This is a genomic window from Facklamia sp. P13055 (assembly GCF_050409445.1).
Classification (GTDB): Bacteria; Bacillota; Bacilli; order Lactobacillales; family Aerococcaceae; genus Facklamia.
This window is the reverse complement of record NZ_JBNUPL010000010.1, coordinates 20,525-40,669: the sequence shown is the minus strand read 5'-3', so window position 1 is coordinate 40,669 and position 20,145 is coordinate 20,525. Positions and strand designations below refer to the sequence as shown.

Below are 20,145 nucleotides of genomic sequence, written 5' to 3'. Positions count from 1 at the left end.
TTTTCTAAAAGTCACTCCAGTTATCGTCATCTTGAGGAGTAATATCTTTAATCACCTGATGAGAATTAGTTTCTGAATATTTCTTTCCTTTACGACGTAAAGAGGGTTTGCCAACTTGATAATCATAGGGTATAATAACCGCCATTAAAATGTATGGGAAAAAACCCACTCCTGCTGAAAACATAGCAATCAGAAAAATTAAACGGACTAAAGTCGAATCAATATTAAAGTATTCTGCTATACCACCACAAACACCAAAAATGCGGCGATCGGATGATGAGCGTGTTAATCGTTGCATTATTTACCTTCCTTTCCTGTCTCAGAATCTCCATCTTTTAGGTACAAATCTCCAAAGGTAATACTTGCATCAATCTGAACTTCTTTCTGATCCAGATGACCGGGACGATTGTATATAAATGATTTACCACCATCAAAAATTTCTTGTCGGTCTAAGCCAGACATTCGATGCTTAATTTGTCCTTCAGAGAGATTACCTCTTGCGGTGAAAGCCTGTTCTTTTAGTAAGCTGACTTTAAGGTCGCCATGAACAGCTGAAAGTGAGATGTTAACTGGTTCGATATCTTTTTTAGTAATGTAACAATCTCCATTAACTGTACTGGCCTTAATATTACCAACTGGTCCAACAATTCGGAAGTCTCCATTAATATTTTTAAGACTAGTTGTTTGGATGGTTGAGTTTTTAATTTTTACATCACCATTGACTAGATTCAAACCTAATATATCAGTTGAGATGTTTTTAAGTTTAACATCTCCTAATTTTGTGTCAATATTCACTTCATCTGCCTTGGTATCAGCAAGACGGATGTCTCCTCGCTTACTAGAAATGATTAGATTGTTTACTTCCATTTGTTTGACTCTTATATCTCCATTAAGGGTATTTAAAACAACTGAATGATATAGCTTATGAGGCAAGCTGATCTTGGCATCCATAGCTAAATTCATAGCATCCACATGAAAAACCAATTTATTTTCAATGGTGGTTATAGTTACTTTTTCTTTGAACAAGTCAACCGTTAGCTTATCTTGTCCACCCATCAGCTTAATAGCAGCCTCTACTAAAATGTCGTCGCCTTCATGGAATTCTACTTGTAAATCACCATTTAATACATTAAAATCCATCGCTGTTAAAGTTGCTCCATCAAAGGAAAAAGTATGGTCTAATACTTGACTCTTAATCCAAGGCACATTGAAAGATACATTAACATCCTTAGTGGTGAAATTATTGAGTGAGGATTTTATCAGATCCTTCACTTGCTTGCCAAGGCGTTTACCTTCTCTGCTTGCTTCTTCTTTAAATTGGTGCGCTTGCTCAGTAAGAACTTGGGTGGAATTAGAAATAAACCGTTTAAATTCAGGGTCAGCTTGTTGATTTTCTTTACATTCTTCATATAGATCCTCTTGCTGATCATAAAGTCCTTCGACTTGCTGTTCTAAATGTTTAATTTCACTGTCAATCGCTCTTTCTTGTAAGGTAAAATCTTTGACCTGATCTTTCATCTCAGTGGTCAGTTCTTCAATTTCAGCCAGAATTTCTAGTTCTCTTAACCGCTGTTGGATAATAATCTTTTCTTCATTAAATTGATGAAGTCGCTCATTAACCTCTTCAATTTCTTGCTGAATGGCCTGCCCTTTTGTTTCAAAAGCTTCAGCCTTTGCTTGATAAGAAGCATGTTCTTCTTGATCACTGGTCTGTTCTTTAAAAGAAGGTCTGTCTTTTGTTTCTTTACGGTTTTCCAGTGAATCATTGACCTCTTTAACGACTTGATTGCTTGCTTGAGCTACTTCTTTCACTACACTTGTCCCTGCATTCACTGCTTGATCTACCATTGAACGAACCAGGCGGTTGAGGTCATCTTTTACCAATGTCTTGCTCTCAATTTTAGTGTCTTTTGTCTTAGCGCTATCCTCAGTAGGTTCTGATGAATCGTTTGCCATACCACCTGCTTCAAGTAATCTTAAGGCTTCATCCATAGATATAATTTTTTGTCTAACTAATTCGATAATTCTTTCTTTCTCGTTCATAATAATCCTCCTAATTTATACTGACCCTCTTCATCTTCTATTATGCTAGTTAATTACTCTTTAATCATAGGTCCCTAGGCTGATATTTGTTTTTAAAGAAATCGTTATCTGATTCCTGTTATTAGGATAGCGGCTATTATTAAAAAAGCATAGGCCGGACGTCTTAATTTCCCAGCCTATGCTCTCTATTATCGAAAACCCTTATCTTTATCGCGCTTCAAAATATCTTTTAAAAATTTGCCAGTATGACTCTTTCGTTTTCTAGCGATTTCTTCCGGAGTACCAACAGCCACTACTTGACCTCCGTGACTACCACCTTCGGGCCCCATATCAATAATATAGTCTGCCGTTTTAATTACATCAAGATTGTGTTCAATAATAACTACCGTGTTGCCAGCCTCTACTAATCGATTAATAACATTCATTAATTTAACAATATCATGAACATGTAATCCAGTAGTCGGTTCATCCAAAATATAAAGCGTTTTGCCATTGGAAACACGATGAAGTTCAGCGGCTAATTTCATTCGCTGTGCTTCTCCACCCGATAAAGTGGTTGCCGATTGTCCTAACTGGATATAGCCTAAACCTACGTCTTGCAGCGTTTTCATTTTGCGCGCTATCTTTGGATGCGCATCAAAAAATTCCACTGCTTCATCGACTGTCATATTTAAGACATCGCTTATCGATTGTCCTTTGAATTTAATTTCGAGTGTCTCTGAATTGTAACGGGCGCCATGACAGACATCGCACGGAACATAAACATCTGGGAGAAAATGCATTTCAATTTTCTTAATACCTGCTCCACCACAAGATTCACAACGTCCTCCCTTGACATTAAATGAAAATCTTCCTTTATTGTAACCGCGAATTTTAGCATCATTAGTATTCGCAAATAATGCACGAATGTCATCAAAAACAGAAGTATAGGTTGCCGGGTTAGACCTTGGAGTTCGACCAATTGGACTTTGATCAATTTCAATCACTTTTTCTAGCTCTTCAAATCCACTGATATCTTTGAATTTACCCGGTCTTTCCTGAGTAGAGGTTAACCGCTTAGCTAAGGCAACTTTTAAGATGCGATTCACTAAGGACGATTTGCCAGAACCGGAAACGCCAGTCACACAAGTTAAGCGACCAATTGGAAAAGAAACATCGATATTTTTTAAATTGTTTTCACGAGCACCCTTGACCTCAATCCAACCTAAGTCTTCCTGTCTACGTTTTTTAGGCACAACAATCCCTTTTTCGCCCCTTAGGTATTTACCAGTAAGAGAGTCAGGGTTCCCCATTACCTCTTGAGGGGTTCCAGCAGCTACAATTTTTCCTCCTTGATCGCCCGCACCAGGCCCAATATCGATTAGGTAGTCAGCTGCTAACATGGTCTCTTCATCGTGCTCAACAACAATTAGGGTGTTCCCTAAATCACGCATCTCCATTAATGAATGAATTAAGCGATCATTGTCTCGTTGATGCAAGCCAATTGAAGGTTCATCCAGTATATAAAGCACGCCGCTTAGTCGCGAGCCAATTTGGGTAGCTAAACGAATCCTTTGAGCTTCTCCTCCTGACAACGAGCCTGCAATTCGATCGAGTGTCAAATACTCCAATCCCACATTATCTAGAAAAGTCAAACGATCATTGATTTCTTTCATAATCGGTTGAGCAATCATCAAGTCATGCTCATCAAATTGTATATTTTCAAAATGTATTTTTGCCATATCAATAGACAATGCTGTCACTTGAGCAATATTTTTATCAGCCACTCTTACACTTAAAGCTTTTTCGTTCAAGCGTTGACCTCTACAAGTTGGACACTCTAACTCTTGCATATAATTACGCAAAACATCTCGCATATAATCTGAACTTGTTTGATTATAGCGTCTTTCAACATTATTAAAGATCCCTTCAAATGTCTGATCAACCGTTCGCTTCTTACCACCGTGCATGGGTTCAAAGGTAAATTTAAAGTGAAAGTTAGGTTGCCCATATTTGAGCGCTTCTTGTTGGTCCTTGGTTAATTCTTCATAAGGAAGGTCCATTGGGATACCGTAAGCTTTAGCAAATTGTTCTAGCATAGAAGCATAGTAGCCCGAACCTTCTTTGCCCCAAGGTAAAAAGGCTCCCTCACGCAAAGTTAAGGTTGGATCAGGAATAATTAAATCTTCATCAGGAGTTAAACGAGCACCCAAACCATCACAAGCCGGACAAGAACCGAAGGGTGCATTAAAAGAAAAAAGTCTTGGTTCTAACTCTTCAATAGAAAAATCACAGTATGGACAAGTATAATGCTCATTAAAATAAAGTTCCTCTCCATCAATTACATCTACAACTAAATAACCTTTAGAAGCATTCACTGCTGTTTCAACGGAGTCATAAAGTCGAGATCGAATCCCTTCTTTAATCACAATTCGATCGACCACAATTTCAATAGTATGACTGACTTTTTTTGAAAGTTCGGGAACTTCGGTTAAATCAAATATTTCTCCATCTACTCTTACACGAACATAACCTTCTTTAGCTACTTGCTCCAACACTCTTTTATGCTGCCCTTTTTGATTCCTTACAAGTGGTGAAAGAATTTGAATTTTACTGCGATCTGGTAATTCCAATAAGCGATCCACCATCTGTTCAACAGATTGTCTAACAATGGGTAAGTTGTGACGAGGACAGTAGGGAGTCCCTACTCTGGCATAAAGCAAACGTAAAAAATCATTAATTTCAGTAGCTGTTCCTACGGTTGAGCGCGGGTTCTTACTGGTTGTCTTTTGATCAATTGAAATGGCGGGACTCAGACCCTCAATCGAATCGACTTCCGGTTTATCCATTTGCCCTAAAAATTGACGTGCATAGGCTGACAAACTTTCTACATACCTTCTTTGGCCTTCTGCATATAGGGTATCAAAGGCAAGTGATGACTTGCCAGACCCCGATAATCCAGTCACTACAACTAATTGATCACGAGGTATTTCTATGTCTATATTTTTTAAATTGTGGGTTCTTGCACCCTTGATGGTAATTTTATCTTTAGTCAAAATAATCCCTCTCTTCTCTGTCCGTAAAAAAACTCTTCACCTCATTATAACACAGGTCACTTTCTAAACCAGAAAATTTGTTCGTATGTTTTCCCGAACGTTTAACTGGAATTTCGTTTATTCATCTAACTTTTTATACTCCTTAAGATAGGGGTGTGCTAAAATTAACTTATGTTAATAAGAAAGGGTGTTGAAATTGCAATTAGTTTATAAAGGCAAAACAAAAGACGTCTACTCCTTGGAAAATGGAAACTACCTCTTAAAATTTAAAGACGATGTCACTGGAGAAAACGGTGTCTTTGACCCTGGGGCGAACTCTGTTGGTCTATCTATCGAAGGCGTTGGTCGTGCTGGTTTAGAAATGTCTCAATTTTTCTTTGAAAAAATCCATCAAGCTGGAATCTCAACACACTTTGTTAATGCAAACATGGATGAACAAACAATGGAGGTTAAGCCTGCTAAAGTGTTTGGTAAAGGTTTAGAAGTGATTTGCCGCCAAAAAGCAGTGGGTTCTTTCTTCCGTCGCTACGGTGATTATATTGAAGAAGGCAGTGATCTTCCTCAATACGTGGAGTTCACAATTAAAGATGATGATCGTCAAGATCCACCAATCACTAAAGACGGATTAGTTGTTCTTGATATTTTATCCGCTGAACAAGTAGACCGCACCGTTGAGCTCACTCGTCAAATTACAACCATTGTATCTGATGAATTAAAAGCTCATGGTCTTGATCTTTATGATATTAAGTTTGAATTTGGTACTTTACAAAACAACGATGAAGTTGTCCTAATTGATGAAATCTCTGGTGGTAATATGCGTGTCTATAAAGACGGCCAATATATTGAACCATTGAAATTACACCAATTACTATTTAAAGCTTAATTCCTATTTTAAATCTAAGCCAAATAATAAAATCAAAGCGTCTCTCGATTAAACAATCGAGAGACGCTTGTTTTATTCCTATTTTCCTAGGACTATGGTCTGATTTTTTAAAAAACTACTTTATCTGCCGTAGTAATTGTTTTATAATTTAAATACTCCATCAGATACAGTAAAAAGAGTGAGGTGATTCATTGATAAATAGTGATATTTTTAGAGGGTATAACGACCTTTTCATCCTAGCTATTTTAGATAAGAGTGATTCCTATGGTTATGAAATTGGCAAAACAATTTCTCATTTATCCAATGAAAAATACATCATGAAAGAAACAACTCTTTACTCCATTTTTAACCGCTTAAAAAAAGATGGTTTAATCGAAGACTATCCCGGCCAGAAAACAAATGGTCGTCCAAGAACCTACTATCGATTAACGCAAAAAGGGAAAGAAGTCTTACAAGATAAAGTCAAAGAATGGACAATCGTTAAAGCAATCGTGGAAAATATTATTAAAGGAGCTTAATTATGGACGTAATAAAAACCTATCTTGATTCTATGTTTAACAAGATTGAAGTCAATGATGAAATGCTTCAACTGAAGGCAGAAATCTTGGCAAATATGGAAGACAAATACCAAGACTTAATTGATTCAGGTCTGAGTGAGCATGAAGCCGTTGGTAAAGTGATTACTGAATTTGGCAGTATTGAGGAACTGATTGATGCTTATCAATTCAAAACACAAGATAAAAACAAACTGCCACACTATCCCTTACTCACAGAAGAAGAAATCCATGCTTTTATTACCAATAGCACCAAGTCAAATTTATTAACAGCCCTCGGTACCTTTTTGATGATTGCCTCTTCATCAGTCTTCATGACTTTAGAAAGTGTCTTAGGTGAAAACAGCACCTTAGCCGATAGCTTCGGAATTAGTATCATCATAGTGTCAATTGTAATTGCTGTTGGTTTCTATGTAACAGCTAGCCAATTTAATGGCAAACCAAAAAAAGTAGCTAAGGGAGAATATCGTTTATCTAAGAACTTAGAAAGGCAACTAAAAAACGACTTGAAACAACAAGAGAAAGTTAGCTCTTATGGATTCATTGCTGGTATCGCCTTAATTCTTCTACCCATTATACCTATCGTTATAGTTGACAGTCTAAATGTAGCAACTGGTCTAGCAGATTTGACTATTTCCGGACTCTTGATCTGTGTTGCTAGCGCAGTCTTCCTTTTCATCTATTTAGGAGGAAATCAATCAACTTATAAAAAGTTATTGGAATCTGGCCTTTCATCACAGGTTAGCCCTCAAGAAATCAACAGTCGAGAGCGTCTTAAAAAAACAGATAAAATATTTGATGATATATACTGGCCATTGGTCACTGTTATTTATTTTCTCTGGTCGTTTATCAGTAGCGCTTGGGCAATTTCTTGGGTGACCTTTATAATTGCTAGCGTAATAGAGGACCTTTTAAAACATTTGTTAGGATTAAAAACCGATTAAATAAAATCACTTCGATTACTAAATAGCTATATGAAAAAATCTTTACCTTTGAGAGATTTTGGCTTTAATAAAGTATAGCTCCACCTATCTTTGACTGAGAGCAAGATCCCTCCAGCATTCTTTCTAATTGAACAATTAGTGAAGCCCTTTGAAAATGTAACTTCTACATTTTCAAAGGGCTTTATCATTACATCTTAGATAATTTTCCACCAATTTCAAACTCATACTTATGACCTTGAGTCATTGAGTGGTAGAAGCCTTTACCTTCATATATTTGAAACACTTGGGCACCCACTTGATCTGCTTGATCAGGGTAAACTATTTCGACATAAGGGTTGTTACCTAAAATTTCTGTTAATTTTTCTTTACCTAACTCTCGTACTTTCCCTTCAATCCGAATCACCTGAATCAAATAATCTTCTTCCTTCATAGCTGTCATTGCAACAGCTTTATTGTCTTGGAGTTGTTGATAAAGATTTGTTTTAGGATTGGTCATGAAAAAGATTCCTTTATCGTTTGCTAGACCAACATGAACATGTCGAGCATGCGGTTTATTTTCATTGTCAACCGTTGCTAGCACAGCGACTTTCATATCATTTTGAAATATATCCATAATTTTTTCGATGTTCATCTTTTTTCTCCTTAAAAAACAATTGAAATTAATATTCTCTGTTAAAAATATGATTTAGAGTTTGAGCCATATACACTTCAACTAAAGGACCTACCCAAAAAATTAACCCAATTATTGTTAGAAGCCCTAACAACCCTACAGTAACAATCGCTCCAACTCCATCCATCATAACGAAGCCTAGAAGACCTATCAAAATAAAAAAGACAATAAAGATTAAAAGAATAACTATTAGGCTTTTTGCGATTCGGCCAAAATTATTTTTAGCTACCGTTAAACTTTTAGTAAAGGTTGCCCAGAAATTATACTTGCCTTCCACATCATATGCTATTAGATATGAAATAGGTACTAAAAACACGCTTAAGGCCAATGCCAACAGCATAAATATCAAAACAAAAACTAAGCTAGCCGTATTGCCATATTGGCTTAGTTGAAAAAATATCAAGCCAGAAACAAATAATAGTAAGAACCCGGCGATCCAACCCAAGACATTGGCAAAAAATGACTTGATCGGAAGTGTAATGATTTTTACAGGAGAGGTATGAAAGAAAGCTGAATCTGCTATTCGCATTTCAGGAAAATTTAGCTTTTGAAAATAGGATCTTCTTTGCATAATGCGTAGGAATACCGATAGTATCATAGTGATTAAGGCTATTAAGCCTCCTACACCTGTATATTGTGCTTTAAAAAAATCTTGACTAAATTGAACTAATTGATCGGGTGTCATCGTTTCATTAACACTGGTAATAAATGTATTCAATTGATCATTAACCGGAGAGAACATATTGAGAATTCTATTGATTACGGAGGATCCTACAGTTGCAATAAGAATAGTCCCCATAAAATAGCCATAATGTCTTTTTAATCTTTGAATCGAATCAGATAACATCTAACCACTCCTATCATTTTTGATATTCTTTATTTTATCAATTATCGCTGCTAGCTTCAACATAGGGCTGGTGAACTTCTCCCATGGAAAGGAAAAACCTTCTTAAAGAAAAAGAAGGTTTAAATAATTATTTATTTAAATTTTTTATGATTCGGTAGGATTAATTGATATAAATCGACGATTTCTTTTGCCATATCGTTAACAGTCATTGCGTTCATCAGGTGGTCTTGGGCATGAATCATTAATAAAGATAATTCCGAGCTATTCCCTTGAGCTTCGCCTACCAATAACTTTGTCTGCAATTGATGAGCAGTTAAGATTGACTCCTGGGCTAATGCGAACTTCTGCTGAGCCAAATCAAAATTGCCTTCTTTAGCAAAGCGGATAGCCTCCATTGATTGACTGCGCGCATCGCCACCATTGGCAATCATTAGCATGGCAATTTCTTGTACTTCTTCTACTTTCATTTTAGTCTAAAAGCGATTCGGCTTGCAACAAGACTTTTCTACCGTTTGCTAAGCCGTAATCATTTTTATCAATACTTTCAACAATGATTTGCTTTGGAGCATAGCGTTTAGACAAACCTTCTGATAAATAAGAAACTTGTGGTCCTAATAATAAGACATCGATATTTTCATTGTTTACATAATCTTCCATTTCATGGATCGAAGATGAAATAATCTCATAATCTAGTTCTTCAGTCTTTACAATATTATTCATCTTATTAACCAACATGGTTGTAGACATTCCAGTACCACACACCAACATAATTGTTTTTTTACTCATTAGTCACCCTCCATATAATAAATCACAAATAATTACTCTTATAGAATCTATATTAGCTGATTATTTAAGCGTTTTCAACGGCTTTATGCTTTTTTTTGATAAACAGTGCCATTATTTACTAACGGTGTCTTTTAATCGCACATTAAAACTGATAAAGCTGATTCGTTGTGATCGGCCTCATTAAAAAACTAAAATCTTTGCTCACACCAATAGTCTAACAAATTACAGCAATTTTTTACACCTTTATTCCTCATTTTTCTCAGTTTCTTTAGGCCTTAACCTAGCAATAGGTTCCATCACTTCGTTAAACATTCTTTGGTCATATTCAGACTCAAAATGGTCGGTTATTTTATTTGATAAGTATGATATAAACCCTTTAATAACCTCTTGATGCTTATGAGAAGAATTAAGGCCAATGAAATATAAGGCTTCATAAAGATCACGAATTAAATAGGCGTCTTGATTAATATACTGAACCAATTGACCAAAATTTTGGAATAGAATCTTCTGAAAAGGGCAGTAGTCATAACAAACGCCTACTTCTAGTGTTTGTGACGAAGGTAATTCTATTTCTTCTAAATAGACTGCATACCTGGCCGGAGCTTGCCCTAATTCACCTAATAAAATGGACTGGTAACGAAAAACATGACTAATGGTGTTGGGGTCATTTATAGAAGGTGAGGCACTCCGCAAAGCGATATCTGTTAACTTCGAAAGAGCAAAATCAGGATTGTACATAGAAGAAGGTTCGTGTTGAAAAATAAAAGACCGATTCAATTTCTCTTCAAACTTTTCCCAATCTTTTTGTTTCTTCAAAGAATAAGCCTCAGCTAAAACAGCTCCTTTACCTACAAAATCACCATTTCTAACCTTCAAAACAATCACACATTTACATTCTTTTGCTAAATCAAATAAACGATCAATATCGACAAAATCTAGATAACCTTGTTTCAAAGACTGCACACTTTGACTGGCTGCCCCTTTAATAGAAGGCAATTGGTCCACAAATGTTGCTGCTTCAAAAAAGGCTTTATTTTCCGAGATAATTTTTGAAGCTCTTTCAAATAGTCCTTTAATGACCTGATTGTGTTGAACAGATTGTGAGATATCAAAAACAAAACGAATAAAGTATAAAACACTTGTAATCCCATACATTAAAGCCACTGTCCCCGACATCACTAAATATTCGCCTTGAGATTCGCGCATGAAAAATAAGGAAACCAGGCAATAAACAAAACCACCTAAATAAATACCCAAAGTTTGAGTAGACGATTTACGAAAAAGAAAATTTTCAATTGTTCGCGGCCCAAAACTAGAAGCATAATAGGACATCACACTCAGCATGGTAGCAAAAGTAAAAGTTGCCACAGCAAAAAGGGAGCCTGCTAAAGAACTTAATATCATTTGCGCAAAGTTTTGACTGGTTAGTAACACACTCGGTAGCGCATCTAGGTCTCCCCAATAGCGCACATCCATTAACATAACAAGTACCGCTAAAAAGAAAGCAAGTATAACATTATAAACAAATACCCACCAAGATTTTTGATCTTCAAAATATAGTTTTAAGCTTTCTATCATATGCACCTTTCCTCATTTCACTCTATCTTCCATTAAGAATAGAACATTCTTACCCATTCCACAAGTAGACATTCACAAAATAAATTCTTACCTCTCTTTATGATGATTAATCAAGACCTAGTTCTTGAATTTTTATCACAATCTTTCGGACTTTTCTTATTATTTTTTTCACGAACTTAAGTGTATTTGGTATAAAAATGCCTGTACGCTAGGTTTTATGAACTTGGGTGGGAAGGCAAGAACTGGATTAAATTTTTGTGAAAAGTATTGAACATTTATAGCGGAATGTCTACAATGGAGCGTAGAGATTTCCTAGGAAATAACTTTAAATTAATTGATTGGAGGAGTCATTTTGAAAAAAGAAATTGTATTTCCAAAATTAAGTTCAAAAGTATTGTCAGGGGTCATTATTGAATGGACCACAGAGGTTGGCCAAAGCATTCAAAAAGGTGAAGTATTATATTCAGTCGAAACCGATAAAGCTGTTCATGAGATTGAGTCGCCTTTTTCTGGAAAGCTAATAGCTATCCATCAAGAGCTAGGTGACAAAGTGACTGCTGGTGATTTAATTGCGACCATTGAAGAAAGTGAGGAAGCTTAAATGAAAATCACTGCCTCTTCATCAACCCAAGTAAAACCACGTATCCGCTTTGACAATGAATCCGTCGATCAAGTTAATAACTTACTTTCTAGCCTACAACTTAATACCGTTTGTGCCGAAGCTACCTGTCCTAACCTAGGTGAGTGCTACAAAAATGGTACAGCCACCTTCATGATCCTTGGTAGCCATTGCTCAAGAGCTTGTCGTTTTTGTGATATTCTGACAGGCAATATGGAAGAAGTGAATGACAAGGAGCCTGAAAACTTAGCCGATGCTTGTAAAACACTGGGGCTTCGCCATGTGGTAGTGACCAGTGTGGCACGTGATGATTTAGAAGATGGTGGAGCTGAACAATTTGCTCGCACAATTCGTGCTGTTAAAGAAAAATGCCCAGACACAACGATCGAGGTGCTTATACCAGATTTCCTAGGTAACAAAGAAAGTCTTGACCTTGTTATTGAAGCAAATCCTGAAATTATTAATCATAATATCGAAACGGTAGAGCGTTTATCTCCAAGAATTCGTCACCGCGCTACCTATGAACGTTCTCTTGACGTTTTAAAATATATTAAAAAACAAGCACCCCATATCTATACAAAGACAGGGATAATGCTAGGCTTAGGTGAAACTGAAGAAGAGGTTGCTCAAGCTATGGATGATAGTTTAGCGGTAGGCGTAGATTTCTTTACAATTGGACAATACCTTCAGCCTTCCCCTAAGCATTACAAACTAGAAGAATATATTTCGCTTGAACAATTTGGTAGATACAATAAAATGGGGATGAAAAAGGGCTTCAAGTTCGTAGCCTCTGGACCTCAAGTAAGAAGCTCCTACAAGGCTCATGAATCCTTGGATGCCGTCGGTGTTGACCATAACTTTGATGCTGAAAATAGCTTAGTGGCTCAATTAGCCAAAGAAGAAGCATAAAGACCCATGTTATATTTACCGACTGATTCACTTGATCCTAACTATTACTTTGCCTTAGAAGAATACTTAATGACCCAAAAAGCTTTAAAAGAAGACCTTTTCATGATCTGGCAAACCGATTTTACAGTCATGCTGGGTAATTACCAGAATGCATATGTTGAACTGAACTTACCAGAACTAGAAAAAGATCAAGTCGCTATTACACGACGTAATACAGGGGGCGGTACTATCTTCACCGACCGAGGTGGCTGGCAATTTAGTTTTATCACACCTCGTCCTCAAGGCGACAAGCGGCATGAAGCAATTAATTTTGAACGCTTCATGCAATCCATCATTCAGGCATTGCAAAGTTTAGGAATCCCTGCTGAAATGAATAGCCGCAATGATTTAATGATTCATGGTAAAAAGATTTCCGGCAATGCACAATGTTTTAAAGGAAATTCCATTCTGCATCATGGATCACTTTTATTTGAGACTGACTTGACAGCCATGGCAAACTATCTCAATCCAGCTAAACATAAATTAATTTCCAAGGGGATCAAATCTGTGAAAGACCGAACCACTAATATTAAGAATTACTGCCCAGACGATTGGGATGCTAAGACCTTTAAAGACGCTTTAGTCAAAGAAATTATAGGCGAGCAGCCAAGTTACTTCCACCTAAGTGAAGCAGACGAACTAGCCGTTCAAAAACTTAAAAAAGAAAAATTTGAGTCCTGGGAGTGGGTCTTCGGCCGTAATCCAGCGTTTTCTTTAGTTAACGAAGCGGTATTACCCGGAGGTCTCCTCAAACTTCATTGCAAAGTGGAAAAAGGTGTCATTCAATCACTCCTTTTTGAAGGAGACTTCTTTAGCACGCACGATTTAAGGGATTTTGAGCATTCTGTAAAAGGGATTAGCTTTAATAAAAAAACCATGCAAGACCATTTTAATGATAACTATCCGCAAGATTTAATTCACAACATCAGTAATCAACAAATTATTGACACTCTATTCAAAGACTTATAAGCTATCAATAGAAAACATCAGGTCTAAACCCCCTGATGTTTTCTTTTAGAAGTCGCTTTTATCCTCTACCTCCATAGAAAGAAGATCTCAAATGTCTGATATCCATCAAGCCATGCGCCGTCAAGACCGTGCCATGCCCAATGATTTTGCTGAAAAAGTTATCGATCAAGCTCAATACGGTGTACTAAGTATGCCCGATCAACCCTATCCTTATGCAATTCCTTTGTCAATGATACGTCACAATCAAACCCTCTATTTTCATAGTGCAAGAGCCGGTAAAAAGGTTGATTTACTTGAAGACGGTATGGCTGTCTGTGTCACTTTTGTTGGACAGGTTCAGGTTCCAAATCTATATAGCGAAAGCGAAGTCGAAACGATTGCTGCTGATCCCACTGCTTGGGGCACTTTAGCCCGTACTGTTTTTACTACTGAATTTGAGTCAGCCATTATCTATGGTAAAATTCGCAAAGTTACTAACGAAAAAGAATTGCTCAAGGCCTTACGTCTGATCGCCAAAAAATATGTCCCTAAACATTATTCACTAGTTGATAAAGCCATTGACACAGCTTTCGATTATGTTCAAGTCTATGCTATCGAAATAGAGCACCTTTCGAGCAAAAGAAAGAAATACGATGATCAAGGGCAAGAAATGAAACATGCCCGAGGATGGAAAGTTTAAAAAGAGGCTGTGACTGACGTCCGCCTCTTTTTTATTTTCAAAAATCGCTTTAAATAACTAACTATTTTCGAGTAACTCATTGTCATAAATCGTGTAATCACAACGGTAAATAAAGAGATACTTGCCATCTATTATGAGTCCTGTCGACTTAGGTACATCCGTTTTAAAATAGGAGACCTTATTCCCTGAATAAACGGCTAAAGGTGTTCCGTTTTGGCTTCGCACCATAATCGTCTTCTTTTTACCAAAAAAGGTTTGGCCTAAATTGTCCTGTAAGCGCGAAATGAATGGAAGGTTCGATCTCGTATCATAAAGTTCAACGCGATTATCTACCTCCATCGTCAAGTCATTTAACCCCTTCTCAGCAGCAATCAAAGATGATCCTACATGAGTCATCGTGTGCCCACCAATTTGAATATCTAAAACCTGTGAGTCAGCTTTGGTTGAGCCTTCAGCTGTTTGTGAATCGAACTCTTCATCTCGTTCAATTGAAACTGATTTTCCCGTCATAGAATCAATGATCTGGGCTTGCTCATCATAAGTTTGGACGGTCATAGTCAAACCAATAAAATCTTGTTTAAAGCCAGAAACAAATTCACTTATAGCCTGACAGCCAGTCAAAGCTAAAACCATTATTAATAGGATAGATAATTTAAAAGTGTGTTTGTTTTTCATTTTAGTCTCCTTTTCTTAATAGTATATCTATTCTACCAGAATCAATTACTAAGCGACTTGTACTAGAGGCTGATTTTCACTTATTTACAATCGTGATTCGTTTTTAATGAATCCTTCAATTTGCTTATAATCTTCCGTTAAGAGAAATCCTTCTTCAACCATTTGTTGGTAAACTTTTTGTAGTCCATTGTAATAACCATTAACATTCATGAATATACAGGGATTCGTGTTTTGACCCACCCGACTCCAAGAGACGGCTTCCACTACTTCATCCGATATCCCTGTTCCATTAGGAAGCACCACAATAAACCACTATTTTAATAGTCTACCTCCTCTTTTTCAATTTACTATTATAACTAATTTTTTGTCAATAAATAGTTATTCTTAGCCCATTAAACAAAATTATTCTCAAAAGAAAATTTTTTGCAACAGTCTTAATTGTTTTTTATTTAAATAACAATCCCCTTATCCTTTAAATTCATCAAACAAGCTTGAAGATATGCTTCATCATGTTCTGGATAAATGGGATAATCTAATGAGCGTTCTTCTAAATCCTTATAAGACGGAGCTGATTTGCCACGGTATTTGGGATCTAGCCAGAGGCTATCCGGCTGATAGTCTCTGTCTATCATTTCTTCCATTACTAAAACATGGTATTGGTATAATTTATAGGGATGATAACTAAAAACATAGTTTACAGTAGAATGTGGCTTGCCCCACCCCTTCCCTCTTAAGGCACAACATTCTCGATGTTGTCCTAAGAGTTGCTGTCGAGGTAATAAGGGAATCAAATCTTCATGCCATAATCGCATTATTTCCCTCCTAATTTATTCATTGCAATAAGACACTTAATCTCGATTTAAGAACCAAGTAGCTCCATTAAGATAAAAAACAAAGGCCAACCAAATTACATAGAGCAATAAAAGTAATCCTCCAAGTGTCCTTTTGATAAAGTTTCCAAGCTGTGACTCGAACAGCTATGAAAAACAAAACTTTCATTTAAAGTAATGCCGTGGTATTTTTACTTAAAATATAGCAGTGACCCAAGACCATTAAGACCTAATTGGGTTCGATAGCTTATAACGGCTTCGTCTTTCTCTTTACTTTCCTCGATGATTATTCGAGCAATCCCAATCATGGTATATAATAATGGCCAAACAATGCCAAAAGTCTCTTTGGGAGGTGCAAATGGGGGTTGTTTGTACTTTTCATAGTCTGCTTTGGCATTATCGGCCGTTAAACGGCCAATAATTGTTCCACCGACCAATGGAGCTCCTACAAGTAACCAATTTTTAATTTTCATCAAACCACTCCTTTTTCAAATTATAAGTTAACAGCCCTTCATCTCCGACTAAAATGCTTTAGCATCGATCATAAAAATACAGTAACTATTTCTTCACCTCTCCAGCTATCCGTTCCATCCTAACAGGATCCTTTAAATAATTTTTACCAAATTCATCAATCAGTCCATGCAGGTCTTGAGCTTGAAGATAAGTGAATGATTCAGGCATTTGCACGACTGCATGTAATTGCTGATAGCTTTTATAGTCTTTTTGATCGATATAAGAAAACAACTTGCGAGCGTATGCATCTGAAATAAAGGCGACTTGGTCAAAAATATAGACTAAGAAGACATCAGCCGTTTCTTGGCCGATACCTCGAAGCTTAAGTAATTCTATTCTTAAATCAGATCCGTATTTTTCTACTATATGGCTATAATTCCACTGGTGTTCTTGGAACCAATTCAAAACGGCTTGGATAGCTAGGGCTTTATTTTTATAAAAACCAGCTGAATAAATCAGCTGTTCTAACTGACTACTTTCCAACCTTAGAATCCTTTGCGGATCAAACCCAGTCGCCAGCTTTAATTGAGTTAAGGCTTTATCAACATTCGACCAGTTGGTATTTTGAACCAGAATAGCACCTAAAATGATTTCTAATTTAGAATCCCCCGGCCACCAACCACTGGGACCCATTTCTTGCAGAAGATAAGTATACAATTTTTCGATGGAAACAGAAGTCATTGATCCACCCCTTTCCACTTTTACCTATTATATCATCTTTATTAACAGATTATGATTGAAAACCTTCTCTTCGTTGACTTGAAAGGCTTCTTGTTATACAATTCAAAGGCTCAATTTTACTTCTTTAGTTCGCTAGCTATATAATTCAAATAATCAAAAAACTTAGGAGAGATTAGATGATTCAGGTTGAAAACATTTCAAAACAATTTAAAATAGCCAAACGAAAAAAACACTCCTCAATGCCTGGTTTATCTTATTTAAAGAGAGAGACTGAATACTATCAGGCATTAGACCAAGTATCTTTTAATGTTAAAAAAGGCGAAATGATAGGCTATATTGGCCCAAACGGAGCTGGTAAAAGTACCACACTTAAAATCCTATCAGGTATCCTCCATCCAGATACTGGTGAGTGCCAAATAATGGGCCTAACGCCTTGGAAAAACAGGATCGACCATGTTAGAAATATCGGCGTCGTTTTTGGACAACGTTCTCAACTATGGTGGGATTTACCAGTTAAGGATTCTTTTGACCTGATCCGTGACCTTTACCGTGTGGATCCACAGCGTTATCATCAACAAATTGATAAGTTAGCATATGCTTTAGCTATCGAAAACTTACTGGATACTCCCGTTAGACAACTCAGTTTAGGCCAAAGAATGCGGTGTGAAATTGCCGCTGCTTTAATTCATCAGCCAGCCATTCTATTTCTAGATGAACCTACTATTGGTTTAGATGCAGTTTCTAAATTAGCTGTTCGAAAATTCATTATCGATCTTAATCAAGAAGAACAGACAACAGTTATTTTAACCACGCATGACATGCAAGATATTGAAGCACTCTCTTCACGGATTATATTGATTGGTCAAGGAAAAATACTGCTCGACGGTTCCCTGGAGGAATTAAAGAACAAAAATCAACAAAAACAGATTTGGAACATTGAATTTAATAAAGGAAGACTACCTCATCACCCGGGTATTCAAATTTATCAAGCGACTGAATCAGAAGCTTTATTATCTTTTGATTCGGATCTTCTATCCAAAAATGAATTTATTGCTTTATTAAATCAAAATCTTGATTTACAATCTATAAGCCCTCATGCTACTAACCTTGATCACCTAGTAATCCAGCTTTATCGGGAGTATCAATTATGAAAACTTATAGCGCAATATTTCGCATTCAATTTCAATCAGCCATTCAATATCGAACGACTGCTTTAGCAGGTATTCTTACCCAATTTGCTTGGGGCCTACTTCTCATCAAAATGTTCGAATCTTTTTATCAAACCAACGCACAAAGTCAACCTATGACTTTTGAACAAGTCTGCGCTTATATATGGATCCAACAAGCCGGTCTTAATTTGTTTGCTTTATGGATTTATGACCGTACTATCTTCGAAGAAATCATTTCAGGCAATGTTGCCTATCAATTGACGCGTCCTCTCGGTCTCTATCCCCATTGGTTTATATCTAACCTTGCCATGCGAATTGCTCGCACTTTATTACGGTGTTTGCCAATGATAATTGTAGCAAGCTTTCTGCCAGAACCTTATAAGCTTTTGCCGCCAAACCACCTCCTACTTTTTATAGTGACGATGATTCTGTCTACTTTATTAATCATTGCCTTCTTAATGTTAGTCTATATTAGTGTCTTTTATTTCTTAACGGACGTGGGAATTCGAGTGATTGTTGCTACGATCGGGGAATTTCTAACCGGAGCAATCATTCCATTACCCTTTTTACCCCAGCCTTTACAAACCTTTATCCATTGGACACCCTTCGCCTATATGCAAAACATTCCTCTTAGAGTCTATTCTCTAGACATTAGCTCTTGGAATATTATCATTCCTCAAGCTTTTTGGCTGATTCTTCTGTTGGTGGTCGGTTGGTGGCTGATGCAACATGCTCTATCTAAATTCGTTATTCAAGGAGGTTAAATGCAGTGTTTAAAATTTTAGGTCTTTATTTTAAACTCAATTGGCAGGCTCAATGGCAATACCCTGTTTCTATGTTGTTATTAATTATGGGGCAATTCTTAGCAACCTTTGTCTCTGTACTAGGCATTTATTTTATGTTAGAAAGATTTCACAGCGTACAAGGGTTTTCAAAAGATGAAGTGCTTTTATGTGCTGGAATTTTCACTTTTGCGGCCGCCTTAGCTGAAATGCTAGCCAGGGGATTCGATTCTTTTCCTCAGATGATTGCTAATGGTGAATTTGATCGTGTCCTCACTCGCCCCCAAAGCCCCTTACTCCAAGTTATTGGATCAAAATTTGAGTTTTCACGTATAGGACGCTTAATCCAAGCAGCCTTACTACTAGTTTTCGTCATTGAAAGAGGCAAGATGGTATGGTCGTGGAATAAGATTGCTACTTTATTCATAATGATCTTAACAGCCAGCTTGTTATTTTCCTTATTATATTTTCTTTCAGCAAGCCTTTCTTTTTTACCATTCAAGGATTAGAGATTATGAATATTTTTACAGATGGCGGACGTGAATTTGGTCAATATCCCTTCTCTATTTATGGAAAGAAGATATTAAAGTTTCTAACCTTTATTCTCCCTCTGGCTTTGGTCCAGTATTATCCCTTTTTATATTTAGTAGGTAAGAGTAATGATTGGCGATTAGCTCTATTTCCTTTTTTGAGTCTAGTTTTTGCTATACCTGTTTATGGTGTTTGGCGATTTGGCTTGTATCATTATCAGTCAACCGGCTCTTAGTCAAAGAATCTTATTTCAATGAAATGATAAATAAGATTCATAAACTAACCTCTACTTTATTAAATTTCCTTTTAAAACAGTCAATTAAACTCACTAACGTCTACTCAAAGGCCCTCAATCTATATACTATTTTACTTATTATTTTTTAATCGTTTACTCTTTCTACCTGATTTC

22 protein-coding genes and 1 pseudogene are annotated in these 20,145 nt (G+C 36.6%); 10 read left to right on the top strand and 13 right to left on the bottom strand.

All coding sequences use genetic code 11. The features are described from left to right. Positions 1-4: 4 nt before the first annotated feature. The 3 genes from ACQV2O_RS05330 to uvrA all read right to left on the bottom strand — a co-directional run bounded on the left by ACQV2O_RS05330 (position 5) and on the right by uvrA (position 5,078). A complete protein-coding gene (locus tag ACQV2O_RS05330) occupies positions 5-298 on the bottom strand; it encodes a PspC domain-containing protein (RefSeq protein WP_428873182.1) in 294 nt (97 codons plus the stop codon). After that, positions 298-2,043: a DUF4097 family beta strand repeat-containing protein gene (locus ACQV2O_RS05325; RefSeq protein ID WP_428875176.1), complete on the bottom strand. Its 1,746-nt coding sequence runs from the start codon at positions 2,041-2,043 to the stop codon at positions 298-300. The genes ACQV2O_RS05330 and ACQV2O_RS05325 overlap by 1 nt, the downstream gene beginning before the upstream one ends. Before the next feature lie 188 nt (positions 2,044-2,231). Further along, positions 2,232-5,078, bottom strand: coding sequence for an excinuclease ABC subunit UvrA (gene uvrA / locus ACQV2O_RS05320; RefSeq protein ID WP_428875175.1), 2,847 nt, complete (start codon positions 5,076-5,078; stop codon positions 2,232-2,234). Between the two features lie 196 nt (positions 5,079-5,274). On the opposite strand from uvrA, the gene ACQV2O_RS05315 reads away from it, so the two are divergent. The 3 genes from ACQV2O_RS05315 (at position 5,275) to ACQV2O_RS05305 (ending at position 7,459) form a co-directional block, all read left to right on the top strand. Then, positions 5,275-5,961 (top strand): phosphoribosylaminoimidazolesuccinocarboxamide synthase, encoded by a 687-nt coding sequence (locus ACQV2O_RS05315; RefSeq protein ID WP_428875174.1) that lies wholly within the window; start codon positions 5,275-5,277, stop codon positions 5,959-5,961. 191 nt (positions 5,962-6,152) lie between these two features. After that, a complete protein-coding gene (locus ACQV2O_RS05310; RefSeq protein WP_428873178.1) occupies positions 6,153-6,479 on the top strand; it encodes a PadR family transcriptional regulator in 327 nt (108 codons plus the stop codon). Positions 6,480-6,481: 2 nt separating this feature from the next. Then, positions 6,482-7,459 (top strand): permease prefix domain 1-containing protein, encoded by a 978-nt coding sequence (locus tag ACQV2O_RS05305; protein ID WP_428875173.1) that lies wholly within the window; start codon positions 6,482-6,484, stop codon positions 7,457-7,459. 187 nt (positions 7,460-7,646) lie between these two features. Here the strand turns inward: ACQV2O_RS05305 and ACQV2O_RS05300 are convergent, their stop codons facing one another. From ACQV2O_RS05300 to ACQV2O_RS05280, 5 genes are all read right to left on the bottom strand, one after another. Then, a complete protein-coding gene (locus tag ACQV2O_RS05300; RefSeq protein ID WP_428875172.1) occupies positions 7,647-8,090 on the bottom strand; it encodes a pyridoxamine 5'-phosphate oxidase family protein in 444 nt (147 codons plus the stop codon). Positions 8,091-8,118: 28 nt separating this feature from the next. Then, positions 8,119-8,976 (bottom strand): hypothetical protein, encoded by an 858-nt coding sequence (locus tag ACQV2O_RS05295; RefSeq protein ID WP_428875171.1) that lies wholly within the window; start codon positions 8,974-8,976, stop codon positions 8,119-8,121. Between the two features lie 131 nt (positions 8,977-9,107). Further along, positions 9,108-9,443 (bottom strand): PTS lactose/cellobiose transporter subunit IIA, encoded by a 336-nt coding sequence (locus tag ACQV2O_RS05290; protein ID WP_428875170.1) that lies wholly within the window; start codon positions 9,441-9,443, stop codon positions 9,108-9,110. 1 nt (position 9,444) lies between these two features. Further along, positions 9,445-9,762, bottom strand: coding sequence for a PTS sugar transporter subunit IIB (locus tag ACQV2O_RS05285; RefSeq protein ID WP_428873173.1), 318 nt, complete (start codon positions 9,760-9,762; stop codon positions 9,445-9,447). A 243-nt stretch (positions 9,763-10,005) separates the two neighbouring features. Further along, a complete protein-coding gene (locus ACQV2O_RS05280; protein WP_428875169.1) occupies positions 10,006-11,340 on the bottom strand; it encodes a DUF2254 domain-containing protein in 1,335 nt (444 codons plus the stop codon). 352 nt (positions 11,341-11,692) lie between these two features. Here ACQV2O_RS05280 and ACQV2O_RS05275 point away from each other — a divergent pair, with 352 nt between their 5' ends. From ACQV2O_RS05275 to ACQV2O_RS05260, 4 genes are all read left to right on the top strand, one after another. Next, the gene (locus tag ACQV2O_RS05275) at positions 11,693-11,941 is read left to right on the top strand and encodes a biotin/lipoyl-containing protein (RefSeq protein WP_428873171.1); all 249 of its coding nucleotides are present in this window, start codon (positions 11,693-11,695) and stop codon (positions 11,939-11,941) included. After that, entirely contained in the window at positions 11,942-12,868 is a 927-nt protein-coding gene (lipA, locus tag ACQV2O_RS05270; RefSeq protein WP_428875168.1) for a lipoyl synthase, read from the top strand. Between the two features lie 6 nt (positions 12,869-12,874). Further along, positions 12,875-13,876 carry a lipoate--protein ligase gene (locus tag ACQV2O_RS05265; RefSeq protein WP_428875167.1) on the top strand — a complete coding sequence of 334 codons (1,002 nt, stop codon included), beginning with the start codon at positions 12,875-12,877 and terminating at the stop codon, positions 13,874-13,876. Positions 13,877-13,967: 91 nt separating this feature from the next. Beyond that, entirely contained in the window at positions 13,968-14,555 is a 588-nt protein-coding gene (locus tag ACQV2O_RS05260; RefSeq protein WP_428875166.1) for a pyridoxamine 5'-phosphate oxidase family protein, read from the top strand. 57 nt (positions 14,556-14,612) lie between these two features. Here the strand turns inward: ACQV2O_RS05260 and ACQV2O_RS05255 are convergent, their stop codons facing one another. From ACQV2O_RS05255 to ACQV2O_RS05235, 5 genes are all read right to left on the bottom strand, one after another. Further along, on the bottom strand, positions 14,613-15,230 hold the full coding sequence (locus ACQV2O_RS05255; protein WP_428875165.1) for a DUF5052 family protein: 618 nt from the start codon (positions 15,228-15,230) through the stop codon (positions 14,613-14,615). Positions 15,231-15,314: 84 nt separating this feature from the next. Continuing rightward, complete coding sequence (locus tag ACQV2O_RS05250; protein WP_428875164.1) at positions 15,315-15,533, bottom strand: LOG family protein; 219 nt, start codon at positions 15,531-15,533, stop codon at positions 15,315-15,317. Between the two features lie 146 nt (positions 15,534-15,679). Beyond that, entirely contained in the window at positions 15,680-16,042 is a 363-nt protein-coding gene (locus ACQV2O_RS05245; protein ID WP_428875163.1) for a TIGR02328 family protein, read from the bottom strand. A 209-nt stretch (positions 16,043-16,251) separates the two neighbouring features. After that, complete coding sequence (locus ACQV2O_RS05240) at positions 16,252-16,533, bottom strand: TspO/MBR family protein (RefSeq protein WP_428875162.1); 282 nt, start codon at positions 16,531-16,533, stop codon at positions 16,252-16,254. A gap of 85 nt (positions 16,534-16,618) precedes the next feature. Next, on the bottom strand, positions 16,619-17,254 hold the full coding sequence (locus ACQV2O_RS05235) for an endonuclease III domain-containing protein (protein WP_428875161.1): 636 nt from the start codon (positions 17,252-17,254) through the stop codon (positions 16,619-16,621). 176 nt (positions 17,255-17,430) lie between these two features. Between ACQV2O_RS05235 and ACQV2O_RS05230 the strand changes: the two genes are divergently transcribed. The 3 genes and pseudogenes from ACQV2O_RS05230 (at position 17,431) to ACQV2O_RS05220 (ending at position 19,971) form a co-directional block, all read left to right on the top strand. After that, positions 17,431-18,405 carry an ABC transporter ATP-binding protein gene (locus tag ACQV2O_RS05230; protein WP_428874349.1) on the top strand — a complete coding sequence of 325 codons (975 nt, stop codon included), beginning with the start codon at positions 17,431-17,433 and terminating at the stop codon, positions 18,403-18,405. Further along, positions 18,402-19,187, top strand: a complete 786-nt coding sequence (locus ACQV2O_RS05225) for an ABC transporter permease (protein ID WP_428875160.1) — start codon at positions 18,402-18,404, stop codon at positions 19,185-19,187. The genes ACQV2O_RS05230 and ACQV2O_RS05225 overlap by 4 nt, the downstream gene beginning before the upstream one ends. A gap of 71 nt (positions 19,188-19,258) precedes the next feature. Next, positions 19,259-19,971: pseudogene (locus ACQV2O_RS05220) on the top strand (ABC transporter permease). Positions 19,972-20,145 lie beyond the last annotated feature (174 nt).

What these genes read in the sequence shown, in the direction of transcription:
- ACQV2O_RS05230 (WP_428874349.1), top strand. Translation starts at nt 17,431, where the DNA reads ATGATTCAGGTTGAAAACATTTCAAAACAATTTAAAATAGCCAAACGA.
- ACQV2O_RS05235 (WP_428875161.1), bottom strand. Translation starts at nt 17,254, where the DNA reads ATGACTTCTGTTTCCATCGAAAAATTGTATACTTATCTTCTGCAAGAA.
- lipA (WP_428875168.1), top strand. Translation starts at nt 11,942, where the DNA reads ATGAAAATCACTGCCTCTTCATCAACCCAAGTAAAACCACGTATCCGC.
- ACQV2O_RS05255 (WP_428875165.1), bottom strand. Translation starts at nt 15,230, where the DNA reads ATGAAAAACAAACACACTTTTAAATTATCTATCCTATTAATAATGGTT.
- ACQV2O_RS05300 (WP_428875172.1), bottom strand. Translation starts at nt 8,090, where the DNA reads ATGAACATCGAAAAAATTATGGATATATTTCAAAATGATATGAAAGTC.
- ACQV2O_RS05330 (WP_428873182.1), bottom strand. Translation starts at nt 298, where the DNA reads ATGCAACGATTAACACGCTCATCATCCGATCGCCGCATTTTTGGTGTT.
- ACQV2O_RS05295 (WP_428875171.1), bottom strand. Translation starts at nt 8,976, where the DNA reads ATGTTATCTGATTCGATTCAAAGATTAAAAAGACATTATGGCTATTTT.
- ACQV2O_RS05260 (WP_428875166.1), top strand. Translation starts at nt 13,968, where the DNA reads ATGTCTGATATCCATCAAGCCATGCGCCGTCAAGACCGTGCCATGCCC.
- ACQV2O_RS05305 (WP_428875173.1), top strand. Translation starts at nt 6,482, where the DNA reads ATGGACGTAATAAAAACCTATCTTGATTCTATGTTTAACAAGATTGAA.
- ACQV2O_RS05265 (WP_428875167.1), top strand. Translation starts at nt 12,875, where the DNA reads ATGTTATATTTACCGACTGATTCACTTGATCCTAACTATTACTTTGCC.
- ACQV2O_RS05325 (WP_428875176.1), bottom strand. Translation starts at nt 2,043, where the DNA reads ATGAACGAGAAAGAAAGAATTATCGAATTAGTTAGACAAAAAATTATA.
- ACQV2O_RS05245 (WP_428875163.1), bottom strand. Translation starts at nt 16,042, where the DNA reads ATGCGATTATGGCATGAAGATTTGATTCCCTTATTACCTCGACAGCAA.
- ACQV2O_RS05285 (WP_428873173.1), bottom strand. Translation starts at nt 9,762, where the DNA reads ATGAGTAAAAAAACAATTATGTTGGTGTGTGGTACTGGAATGTCTACA.
- ACQV2O_RS05240 (WP_428875162.1), bottom strand. Translation starts at nt 16,533, where the DNA reads ATGAAAATTAAAAATTGGTTACTTGTAGGAGCTCCATTGGTCGGTGGA.
- ACQV2O_RS05280 (WP_428875169.1), bottom strand. Translation starts at nt 11,340, where the DNA reads ATGATAGAAAGCTTAAAACTATATTTTGAAGATCAAAAATCTTGGTGG.
- ACQV2O_RS05225 (WP_428875160.1), top strand. Translation starts at nt 18,402, where the DNA reads ATGAAAACTTATAGCGCAATATTTCGCATTCAATTTCAATCAGCCATT.
- ACQV2O_RS05290 (WP_428875170.1), bottom strand. Translation starts at nt 9,443, where the DNA reads ATGAAAGTAGAAGAAGTACAAGAAATTGCCATGCTAATGATTGCCAAT.